Below are 11,237 nucleotides of genomic sequence, written 5' to 3' on the forward strand. Positions count from 1 at the left end.
TCAAATACCGCTAAAAACTGATCCTCCGCCATTCCTTCCATATGGAGATGGGCTCGCGCATACTCAAGACTAGGCTTTTCATAAAGCTCTGTCACACGCAACTGTGATTCTGACTCTTCCCAAATCCCAGTCACACAACCGGCTTTATGAATAATCTCTCCTGGCATTACGGTCAAGGCAACAACGCTCTGATCAACCTGGTTATAAACTTTTAGAACTTGACTAGCACAGGAATTTTCATGGTCAGAAGTGTAAACATGATCCCCCAGCAACAATAGAAAAGGCTGATCGTTTACCCATTCTTTGGCACAGAATACAGCATGACCATAGCCTTCTTGCTCCTCTTGAATCAGAAAGGTAATTCTCTGGCCTAAATCCTGTAAATATTGGCTGTATGCTTGGTTTTCTGGAGAGAGTTTCTCGAAGAGTTCGGGTTTGGGGGGGGACTTAAACAATTCTTCAAAATGTTTGCGATCGCTTTTTTGCACCACAATCCCCACTTCTTCTATCCCAGCACTGACCGCTTCTTCCACAATCGCCATAATCACTGGTTTCGCCCTACCATCCCGGTCAATAATCGGAAATAACTCTTTTTTTACCACTTTGGTTGCTGGAAACAAACGGGTTCCAAAACCCGCTGCGGGAATTACAGCTTTGCGAACGTTATTGGTCTGCATAAATCGTTAACGCCAAAGATTCCATTTGGGGAAAATCACGCTCAATAATTTTAATTAACTTTTGTTGAGTTTCCTTGTCTTTAACAATAAATTGTGCACTGCCATCCCCTTGAGAGCCAACTCCCTTTCCCCCTAGGATATAAGGTTGAATTGGTTCATAATTCAGGATTTGGTGCAGCACTCCAGCAGTTAATTGCTCAGGGCAAGCAGGGATAAGATAGCGGTCGAATTCAGCTTGTGCCTGGTTCATCAAGGCACCAATCCGTTCAGCATCACCCCTTTCCAGAGCCTCAACTGCCTCCTGAGTAATTTTAGAACTGATTGGACCAAGATAGTGCTGAACATTCTGTTGTATTTCGTTAGTGGCGAATGGATAGCACTGATTCAGTTTACCGAGTATTTCCTGGGTATTTTTACTGGCACCGAGGTCTACAATTACAAAAAATAGATTCCGAGGTACCTTGAGTTCAGTAATATCGGTGTGATCACCATCAAACATCATCATGATTGGTCGATTGCCATAAGCACAGGCGAAATCCATCCGACCACATTGGGAAGGGGTGGTGGTTTCCCCTAGATAGGCTAACTCCATTTCCTCTTGGAGGCTCATGTTTAAGTCATACAGGAGATTGAAGCTGCGGGCAACTAGGACGGAAATTGCGGCACTTGAGGATAGCCCTTTCTTGATCGGTAAGTCAGTGCGGTAATTATCGATTTCAATTCCACCGACAGGATAGCGACAGAGACACTGGTAGGCAACCCCAGCAGCATAACTAAAAAAACCGCCTTTTTTAGCAACAGCGAGCAGAGCACTCCTTTCCATTGGTACACTAATAGAAACGGTGGGTTTACCCACCCTCAGGGAAGTACGAATAATCAGCTCGGTCGGATGAGATAAGACCAGAGCATAAATTCCCTGATTGGTTCCGGTGATTAAGGTGTAGCCCTTTTCCAGCTGGGGATTTAGGCAGCGATAGCCTCCTGCCCAATCACTATGTTCCCCAAATAGACAAAGGCGACCTGGGACAAACAGTTTCATTACTGAGTTAAATGCAAACGCAGTCTTGATTGGAATACAATACAGCCGGTGATTGCAGTAGGAGCTTCCGAGAGGCTACAGTGTATTTTAATGAGCTGCAAAGCACTATATAAAGAACTATAGTATGACATTGCCATCAGAGGGATTGCATTCAAAGACGGCAAGATACCATCAGACGGGTAAACTCTCGATAGAGGGTCCTACCGATCAATGCTACTTGGTATTAACTAGAAATTTTGAAACCTCTATGTGGGTAGATATAAATAAACGTAAAGTGGGGTAACTACATGGAACGTTTTATGTTAACTACTGCATGCAAGCCTTGGCTGTGCATCCCTAAAGTCAACAATCACTAGTCAACACTTAACACTATACATAGTTACCCAGTGATTCAAATCACGCTTTACTGGCAGAAGGTTAACAACTTATTAAAACTTAAATCACCCCTGCTCAACCTCAGATATTTGATTATGAAGAATGCCAGGAAAAATTTCATCAGGGAAATCTAGCATGACAGCTTTGATTAATTTGGAAACCTCCCAGACCAGTGCTTGTGTCACTGCTTGGCTCAGAAAGCACACTCTTTATCTAGGGTTCATTGGTCTTTATGTGGTAGAATTACAAAGTATCTTGGCTCACCGGGGATATTACTTTGGTCCATTAGATGGTATCTTTGACACAGAGATTGAATATGCTGTGCAAGGCTACCAGCAAAAGGTATTTCTCAGAGCAACTGGTGTTGTAGACCAAAAGACCTGGCAAGCTCTTCTGAGTGGTACTCCCATCAATATGCCAATTCTACATCCTGGTAGTTTTGGTGAGGCTGTCAAAACAGTCCAAGAAGTACTTTGGATTAGTGACTACTATACCGCTGAGATTGATGGCATCTTCGCTTCCCTGACACTCGAAGCAGTGCAACGCTTCCAACTCGACAGGGGTTTGCTAGGCAATGGTGTAGTTAGTGAACACACCTGGAACGCCTTGAGCGAGATGCCTCGCTATGTCTATTAGGCTAGTCTATTAGGCTATGTTTATTAGTGCTTTAGTCCTCTCGTAAAACATTGATACCAAGTTGCGATCAATGTTGCGATCAATCAAAGATATTATCCTTTGAACTGGTGAGGGAGTGAGCAGGTGAGCAGGGACTAGATTATAAAGGCAACTTGGTATGCTGACGGGGTGTTCAGGGGTGCGCTTGGGGGAGATGGGCAGCAAGAAATACGGATATGAACGCCAAACTGTAAGCTAACTGGGGTAAGCTAACAGTTCTGTTCCTGTATCTTTCCCCGGAATTGATTTAGGCATCAGTGGCAAGACGCGATCGCTTACCAAACCCATGCAATGGCAACTACCATGCAATGGCAACATTTCTACATCCTTAACAATCCCCAAATTCAGCGACAAGGAGCAGAGCTATAGTACCATATTGTTTAACTGAGTTATTAGCACATTAGACTTGATAACGGCAATTATGTTATGTTAATTTTCATGAAGCTCCTGAAAATTGACATAACATTATGAACCTGCCAGAGTCTGTTAAATTTTGGTCTCAATTCTTCCACCCCTTACTGATGTGGGTGCTACTAGCGGCAGCCTTCTATGCTCTTTATCTGGGTTTGAAAATCCAAAAGACTAGAACGGCGGAAGGTGACGAAAAGAAAGCGCTAGTTAAGGGTCAATATAATGTTAAGCACCATCTTGTGGGTTCAGCGTTGCTAGCCATGATGGTACTCGGTACAATCGGAGGTATGGCAGTAACCTACATTAACAATGGCAAGTTGTTTTTTGGACCCCATTTGCTGGCTGGTTTAGGCATGACCGGAATTATTGCTACCTCTGCCTCTCTAACACCATTAATGCAGAAAGGTCAAACTTGGGCTCGCTATAGTCACATCGTCCTGAATGTTGCACTCTTGGGACTATTCAGCTGGCAAGCCATCACCGGCATGCAAATTGTGCAGAAGATTCTTAGCAATCCGTAGATGATTTAATTTACCTAGGGGTGTGGTCTTGGTAAGCATTCAGCTATCAGCCGTCAGCCGTCAGCTTATTTTATTCAAAAGCAAAATTAGTAGCCTAAGCTATGGGCATAAACTGTTCGGTGTAGCGTGGCCACAGACCTTTAGCTGTTCACGTAGCACCTCAAGTAGCCCATAAGCTGATAGCTGATAGCTGACGGCTGAATGCTTACTGGTATTGTACCCCCCCTAGAGTAAATATTACTGTAGATTTTACCGCTGTGATTGGTTCGGTATAGGTAGACCATTACTGCTGTGGAAGTCTTGCTGTACCTTGTGGGTTAAACGCCGGGAAACTTGACGCACAACTTGCTGCAAGATTCCGTTGCCTGTGCGTTGAATCAAGGACTGAGGGAGTTTCTGAATTGCCTTGGGAAACCACATATCAACACTTAGGTCAAGATGCCACTCCACGCGGGTTATCGCTGATGGTATGGACTCCGATTCCAGCTGATGGTCTTGAAAATACTCCCTTGCTGGTACTTCTACTAAGGTCTGAGATGCCTGGAAATCAAGCTCATAGCCTGGACTGACGTAATTGGATATGGGAATTGTCCGAATCTGATAGGAATTTTCGTCAAGAGGTAACAATTCCAAACCGATTTTTGGCTCTACCCTATAGCCAAACGCCCCAAAGCTACCAATGGTCAAGATATAGCCATTGTCTGTGAGCAGTTCTACTTTCATAGGATGAGCGCAGCGACAAAACCAATCCTGGTGAGTATTTAGATAGGCACTCACTTGCTCAGCTGAAGCATACATCTCCATACAGTCTTGAAAATGACACTGAAACCGAGTCGGCTCACTACCTGAGTAAGACCCTGATGGAACAATAGGGTCAGTGTTGGCCTTTATAGCAGGAGTATTCAAATCGACCTGTTTTGCCTCAATTGACTGATGGTTAATAAAATGCGATCGCATACCTCATCCTCTTCATTTTATTGCCTTGTGACTAGTTGAGAAACTAGTTGAGAGCCTAGTTGAGAAATGTCCATGGGTCGCTCTTGCTTATCCAGCTCCTCTGGCTGAGTTCATCAGGAGTCGGACAAAAACAAGTTGAGCTATGTAAACAAGTGTAAAGTTTGGGGGACTGATCTAGCTGGGTTTATGGTGATGCGAGATCAGTTATTAGATCAGTTATTAGATAACTGACTATAGCAGGTTTTAATTAAATCCACCCACAAAGTCTTAGAAAAACACATGACCTATAAACTTATACAACCGAGAGGTTGGGGTTTACGGAAGCGATGCAGCAAGGGAACAGGGGGTTACCCCCACTCGCGCTTTGCATCAAGACAAAATCCAATAATTCTCGATTGAATGGCCTAGTTTAATTTTCACTCAGAATAACTGGTAAACTGGCTAAGCTACTAGGTGAATTGTACGGAAATTGCTATGAAAGCATGTGTAGCTGGAGCAACGGGAGAAACAGGAAAGCGGATTGTACAGGAACTGGTTATGCGTGATATTCCTGTACGGGCTTTAGTGCGAAATTTAGACTACGCTCAAGAAATATTACCACCAGCAGCAGAATTAGTGGTGGGGGATGTGCTCAAACCCAAGAGCATCAGTGCTGCGATCGGAGATAGTACTGTAGTGCTGTGCGCCACTGGTGCTCCCCCTACCTTTGACCCAACCGCACCCTACCTGGTGGATTACGAAGGCACTAAAAATTTAGTAGATGCTGCTAAGCAAAAAGGGGTAGAACACTTTGTATTGGTTTCTTCTCTCTGTGTGTCCCAGTTTTTCCATCCCCTCAACCTATTCTGGCTGATTCTGGTCTGGAAGAAGCAAGCAGAGGAATATATCCAAAAAAGCGGCTTGACCTACACCATTGTGCGACCAGGTGGTCTCAGAAACGAAGACAACTCAGACCCGATTGTGATGTCTGGGGCAGATACTCTATTTGAAGGTAGCATACCTCGCACCAAAGTAGCAGAAGTTTGTGTTGAGGCGCTGTCGGAACCGGAAGCTCGGAATAAAATAGTAGAAGTGGTTAGCTCAGCAGAAGCTCCCGATCAAGGCTGGGAACAGCTATTTGCTGACGTAGGTTGAGGGAGTGTTGAGCGTTCGCTTAGCGTGACGTTCCGTCAATGGCATTTTGTGAACACTATTAAGTTCACAGTATTAACACTAGTAAGGATTATTCAACTGAGTGTCTTCATCACCCCGGCAGAAGTACGGAAAGTTAAGAGGATTTCCAAATACTTCCTATAAATTTACACTCAAAGGCTTATTTTACAATATTTCAGCCTTAGTGATAGTGAGCTTATTATTGGGGATTTATCTCAGACATGTGTTTAATAGATGGGCTTACTACCCGGTTTCGCGATCGCTATCTGATTATCCTACCAGTATTCACGGCACGCCTCCGTTAGTGATGAGGGGGGGAGATCCTTACATTCGCGCCCTAATGCGTACTATCACCGCTAGTGAAGCCAATGACCCCCAACCCTACACGATTATCTATGGGGGTCAACACGTTTCTGATTTAAGGCGTCATCCTGAAATATGTGTTCCCATAGTCGCTGGTCCTAATGTTGGAAAATGTAGCACAGCAGCGGGACGGTATCAGTTCCTTGATTTTACCTGGAAAGAAAAGGCACAACGCTATCACCCCAGACCCTCAGGCTTTTTGTTTTGGAAGCAGTATAGCTTTGAGGCACACTTCCAGGATGCTGTGGTTCACGATTGGCTCAAGGATAGTAGAGCCTGGGGGATGGATATTCCCAAAGAATTGCGGCAAGGAAATTTAGATAAAGTGTTGCGGCGGTTGTCTGGTACTTGGACAAGTCTAGGTTATGGCATAGAAACAAATAGCATGAGTAAGCACTTGCCAAAGGTTTATCAACGGATGCTTGAGGAAGAACTAAAGCAATAATTATGCAGGCTGGAAGGCAGGCAGGCAATTAACAATTTTATAGCATTTTATAACATTTATTAATTTGGTGAGGTACAAAGTCCTGTTTGTTTTGTACCTCACCTATTTTATACTTGCTATAGTATTTTTATTTGATACCAAGTTGCGGTCAAACGTACAACTTTCTCTTCCGCCAATCTCCCTATCTCCCCATCTCCCCATCTCCCCATCTCCCCATCTCCCCATCTCCCCATCTCCCTATCTCCCTATCCAACCAATCTACTCTCTTTGAATGCAACTCGGTATGAGATGTAAACATAGCATTGATAAAAAGAGGTAACAGAGAACAGGGAAAACTAGTAAATAGTTCCGAATATTTTTTGATTTTATTATAAATCATCAAGATTGTTCATGACCTATTTATCCCTGCTAGATATAGATAGCTTATAGCAATTCTACGACTTTTGAGGTACAAATTTCTGGTTTTTAGGGAGTAGGGAGCAGGGAGCAGGGAGCAGGTAAGAGGGAACCCACCCCTAACCCCTCCCAGGAGGGGAAGGGAAGAGGGAAGAGGTAAAAAATAATGTGTACCTCATGAGTCCTAGAAACGCTATATTTATTGAAATATATCATGACATTATATTAGCATTCAAGGGTTTTGAGTGTTGTTTTTCCAAAAGTGAGATGCACCCTATCAAAATTTAAAAGCTATACACAGCAATAATTTTAGGTAATTTAAGTTAACAGTTTAGCAAACAGGACAGAGCCAAAAAGTACCCTTAAGGGTACTGTTGAACCATAACTAAGCCTCCCATCATAGAAACCTGGGGGGGTGACCAAATTATCCTGATCAAAGGATAAAGTCATGAAATATTTAATGGGTAACCTTGTGATGGTGAATCCCTAGTCAAGACTGAAAAGCACACTAGGTAAAATTATCCTGACTTGTGTCACTCAAATCAGAATAACTAGTCAAAAGCGACAGATTATTATTTTTGAGTAAAGAAAAATTATGGTAAAAATTCAAGCTGAAAGCTTTCCAAATCTAACGAATTTTGTAATTGAGAATAATAGCGATGCTGAGGGTGGTTCAGTCATCAGGATATCTGAGGATTCTGGTACTGCTACTAGAACCTTTGACCTACCTACTGGTAACTACGAAGTAAGGTTGGGCTACTTTGATGAGACTGATGGGGATAGCACCATAGATATCACTATTGGCGATACCGAATTGCCAACTTTAACTTTCAATAACCCCCCTCCTGGTGCTGGTAATACGCCTAATGCTGATAGTTTTGTCAATCAACAAATTAGCAGTACCGTATTCATCGAGAATGGAGACCTGATCACAATTAACGGTACTTCTGATGGCGGCGAATTGACCCGAATTGACTTCATTGAGTTTAATGAACTTGATGCCCCTTCTGCGGATATTTTCTGGCGTAATTCCGAAACTGGAAACAATCTTGCCTGGATCATGGATGGCACCAACTTGGGTCAGTCAAATTCGATTCAATCGGAACCAGCTGACAGTCCCTGGGAGATGCGTGGTGCTGGAGACTTCGACAGCGATGAGCAAAAGGATATTCTCTGGCGTAATACCGATACCGGAGATGTTGGCTTCTGGTTAATGGAAGGCTTTGAGTTCAAAAGCGGAGCATCTAGCACCCAGGTATCAGACCTCAACTGGGAAATCCGTGGCACGGGAGATTTCGACAGTGATGGAGAAGAAGATATTCTCTGGCGTAATACCGAAACCGGAGAAAATGCGGTTTGGTTGATGAATGGCACGGAGCTGGATCAGGGAGTCTTGATTACCAGGGAGAATGATGGTCAGAATTTGGTAGTACCAGAAGACGGTCTATGGCAAATGGAAGGTGCGGGAGATTTAGATAACGATGGTGACGCGGATATTCTGTGGCGCAATACTCAAAACCAAGATGTCTACTACTGGCGGATGGATGGTACTGAGTATGTAGAGTCAGTGTTCATTGACTCAGCACCAATCAGCGGTGAGTGGGAAATTCGTGGTACTATGGACTTTGACGATAATGGTTTTGACGATATCCTGTTGCGTAATGGCTCTAACGGACAAAATCAGATCTGGCTAATGAATCAAACGGGGCTACAGCAGGCAGTTGCCACCGAGTCCTTAACAGGGGACGACTGGCAAAGCTATGTTTAATATGCCAGTCTGATTAATGATTCATTAGTGATTCAATAAGCAATTAGCATTCAGCAGACAGCTGAATGCTAATTTGATTCAAAGCCCGATAATTAAAGGGATTAACTGAACTTGATATTAATCGTTTCAACTACTACTTATAGCGCTACGCTTAGCGTCAGAAGTCAGAAGTCAGAAGTCAGAAGAGAGAAAACAGCTATGACTAAGTTTCGGAGTTTAGAAATGTCAAACACCTTAATGCGTAGTGCTATAACTACTACTTACCAGTAGGAAAAGCACCAGGTCGCACAGTCAATTTAGTATCTTGTTGATTGCGGCGCAACTCTAGGATTAAATCACTACCTACTTTGGTTTTAGCCACAGACTTCTGAACTTCTGTTGCATCTTTGACTGGCTGATCATTTATTTTGCGGATCACATCACCCGCACGCAATCCTGCTTTAGCAGCTGGGGAATTAGGTATTACTTTGGCAATCAATACTCCTTTTTCTTCATCAACCATCAACCCAGCATTGGGATTACTGTTGATCTGTTGTTTAACCTCTGGGGTTAAGGTTACCATCTGGATGCCCAAGTAAGGATGTTCTACTTTACCATCAACAATCAGTTGCTCAGCAATTCCTTCCACCGTATTAATGGGAACGGCAAATCCTAACCCTTGAGCACCTCGAATAATAGCTGTGTTCATGCCAATCACTTCACCAGAGGCATTGAGCAGGGGTCCACCGGAGTTACCGGGGTTAATAGCAGCGTCGGTTTGGATAAATTCCACTCGCTTATCGGGAACACCGACTTGAGAGCTAGAACGACCCGTAGCACTAATGATGCCAGTGGTTACAGTACTATCTAAACCAAGGGGATTACCAATTGCGATCGCCCATTCTCCTGGGGTGAGTTGATCGGAATCACCCAGAGCAACGGTAGGTAGGTTTTCCGCCTCAATCTGGATCACGGCTACATCTGTCAAGGGATCGCTCCCCACTACCGTCCCTTTAAATTGGCGACCATCTTTGAGGATTACATTAACACTATCCGCATTATCGACTACATGGGCATTGGTGAGAATATAACCATCGGTATCGATAATGAAACCTGAACCGGTACCCTGTTCAACTCGCTCTTGGGGTACATCGGGAAATGGGAACCTAAAAAATTCCCGGAACATTGGGTTTCTAAAAGTATCTGGGACTCTACTGGTGACGGTTCTAGAAGCGTTAATCCGCACCACTGCTGGTCCAACTTGTTCTACCACATTGGTGATAAAGTTGGGATTTTGAGTAACTACAGGTTTAGTGCCTGGAAGCCTAGCTGTTTTGTTCTGAGGGACAATTGCTTGAGGGGATGTGGATTCGGGAACAGAGTTACGTAATGCTACATAACCGCCGGAAAAGCCTAACCCTGCTCCCAGTAACAACAGTGATACATAAGTTCCTGCCTTTTTTAAGGGATTACGGGTAGTGTGATTAGATTTGGGGGTTTGATGGTCTACTAGCATAAGATTCTGTTGACAAAAGGGTAGATCGACTGGGAGGCAGTGGGCTTGATATTGGTTTTGAATCAGTTCCTGAATGACTGGGCTTTGATAATTGCTGGATTTACGCACTAAGTTTATTAAAACCGGGTTTATCTTGATCAATCAAAGGCTGAAATCGGTGTAATTACGTTAAGAAACCGGGTTTCTGCGTAAGTCCTATAATTTAATCTAGACATCTTCTGTTAATTTTCTGTGAGAGCAGTGTTTAACTTAGATTAAAATTATTGAGGGTTGGGACTTGAGAACAATCGGTAATAGAATTAGCTAGGGAAGCAGCCCTTTGCTTTGGGGGCTATAGCCTAGGGGCAAGGAGGGAGAAATAGTTCCTATCCAATATGATCATTAGTCTAGCGCATTCCCCTAGTAATGGAGGTTGACAATACTACCAATATGTGATGGGTTAACCGAACATCCATACACTTCTAAGATGAAATAGTGTCAGGAATCCTACCTATAGTGAGTTGGTAATGGATAATGGGTAATTGGTGATTCGCTAACTATTACTGATTACCGATTACTGATTACTTAGGAAGTGTGTTCAAGGGTAACGTCGTGTCAGTTAAATTCGGATTATGGAAGATAAACTTGTTAAATTTTTAAACCAAATATTACTATATAATAGTAGAAAAAATAAGGGATATAAAAAATAATGTTTTTTAACAAAAAATTCTAATAATAAAAATTATGTAGGTAAGGTATACTATATATAGCATCTGTTGTTGAGCAAAAAATAAAAACTATACCAATCCGTGTAGGAATTGTGATAATTTTTGTTACCTTTTCCCTACTCCCTACTCCCTACTCCCTACTCCCTACTCCCAGATCCGCTGTTCCCTTTGGTATATAAATTGTAAGTTAAACAGATGGTGTTAAACTATGCAGGTTCATCGACTTCCAGCCCTTTCTGACAACTATATATTCTTA

General features: G+C 43.1%; 12 protein-coding genes. 5 read left to right on the forward strand and 7 right to left on the reverse strand.

Annotation, left to right across the window (positions count from 1 at the left end):
• Both F6J94_RS21860 and F6J94_RS21865 read right to left on the reverse strand, forming a co-directional pair.
• Nucleotides 1–677, reverse strand: a 677-nt coding sequence (locus F6J94_RS21860) for a sugar phosphate nucleotidyltransferase (protein ID WP_293044107.1), incomplete at its 3' end; no start/stop codon positions are given.
• Complete coding sequence (locus tag F6J94_RS21865; RefSeq protein WP_293029605.1) at nt 664–1,716, reverse strand: GHMP kinase; 1,053 nt, start codon at nt 1,714–1,716, stop codon at nt 664–666. The genes F6J94_RS21860 and F6J94_RS21865, both read right to left, overlap by 14 nt.
• Before the next feature lie 477 nt (nt 1,717–2,193).
• On the opposite strand from F6J94_RS21865, the gene F6J94_RS21870 reads away from it, so the two are divergent.
• A complete protein-coding gene (locus tag F6J94_RS21870) occupies nt 2,194–2,727 on the forward strand; it encodes a peptidoglycan-binding protein (protein ID WP_293044109.1) in 534 nt (177 codons plus the stop codon).
• Between the two features lie 234 nt (nt 2,728–2,961).
• On the opposite strand, the gene F6J94_RS21875 is transcribed toward F6J94_RS21870, so the two are convergent.
• The gene (locus F6J94_RS21875; RefSeq protein ID WP_293029592.1) at nt 2,962–3,120 is read right to left on the reverse strand and encodes a hypothetical protein; all 159 of its coding nucleotides are present in this window, start codon (nt 3,118–3,120) and stop codon (nt 2,962–2,964) included.
• Between the two features lie 113 nt (nt 3,121–3,233).
• On the opposite strand from F6J94_RS21875, the gene F6J94_RS21880 reads away from it, so the two are divergent.
• Nucleotides 3,234–3,698: a DUF4079 domain-containing protein gene (locus F6J94_RS21880; protein WP_071105518.1), complete on the forward strand. Its 465-nt coding sequence runs from the start codon at nt 3,234–3,236 to the stop codon at nt 3,696–3,698.
• 249 nt (nt 3,699–3,947) lie between these two features.
• Here F6J94_RS21880 and F6J94_RS21885 read toward each other — a convergent pair whose 3' ends face one another.
• Nucleotides 3,948–4,655 (reverse strand): DUF1997 domain-containing protein, encoded by a 708-nt coding sequence (locus tag F6J94_RS21885; RefSeq protein ID WP_293044110.1) that lies wholly within the window; start codon nt 4,653–4,655, stop codon nt 3,948–3,950.
• A gap of 474 nt (nt 4,656–5,129) precedes the next feature.
• Here F6J94_RS21885 and F6J94_RS21890 point away from each other — a divergent pair, with 474 nt between their 5' ends.
• Entirely contained in the window at nt 5,130–5,789 is a 660-nt protein-coding gene (locus F6J94_RS21890) for an NAD(P)H-binding protein (protein ID WP_293044111.1), read from the forward strand.
• Nucleotides 5,790–5,889: 100 nt separating this feature from the next.
• Nucleotides 5,890–6,615: a glycoside hydrolase family protein gene (locus tag F6J94_RS21895; RefSeq protein ID WP_293044112.1), complete on the forward strand. Its 726-nt coding sequence runs from the start codon at nt 5,890–5,892 to the stop codon at nt 6,613–6,615.
• Between the two features lie 102 nt (nt 6,616–6,717).
• Here the strand turns inward: F6J94_RS21895 and F6J94_RS21900 are convergent, their stop codons facing one another.
• Both F6J94_RS21900 and F6J94_RS21905 read right to left on the reverse strand, forming a co-directional pair.
• Nucleotides 6,718–6,840 (reverse strand): hypothetical protein, encoded by a 123-nt coding sequence (locus tag F6J94_RS21900; protein ID WP_293044113.1) that lies wholly within the window; start codon nt 6,838–6,840, stop codon nt 6,718–6,720.
• A gap of 240 nt (nt 6,841–7,080) precedes the next feature.
• Nucleotides 7,081–7,227: a hypothetical protein gene (locus tag F6J94_RS21905; RefSeq protein ID WP_293044114.1), complete on the reverse strand. Its 147-nt coding sequence runs from the start codon at nt 7,225–7,227 to the stop codon at nt 7,081–7,083.
• Between the two features lie 379 nt (nt 7,228–7,606).
• On the opposite strand from F6J94_RS21905, the gene F6J94_RS21910 reads away from it, so the two are divergent.
• Nucleotides 7,607–8,779 carry a VCBS repeat-containing protein gene (locus F6J94_RS21910; RefSeq protein ID WP_293044116.1) on the forward strand — a complete coding sequence of 391 codons (1,173 nt, stop codon included), beginning with the start codon at nt 7,607–7,609 and terminating at the stop codon, nt 8,777–8,779.
• Between the two features lie 256 nt (nt 8,780–9,035).
• Here F6J94_RS21910 and F6J94_RS21915 read toward each other — a convergent pair whose 3' ends face one another.
• On the reverse strand, nt 9,036–10,274 hold the full coding sequence (locus F6J94_RS21915; RefSeq protein ID WP_293044118.1) for an HhoA/HhoB/HtrA family serine endopeptidase: 1,239 nt from the start codon (nt 10,272–10,274) through the stop codon (nt 9,036–9,038).
• Nucleotides 10,275–11,237: the final 963 nt, after the last annotated feature.

Origin of the sequence: Moorena sp. SIO1F2, assembly GCF_010672755.1 — a bacterium.
Classification (GTDB): Bacteria; Cyanobacteriota; Cyanobacteriia; order Cyanobacteriales; family Coleofasciculaceae; genus Moorena.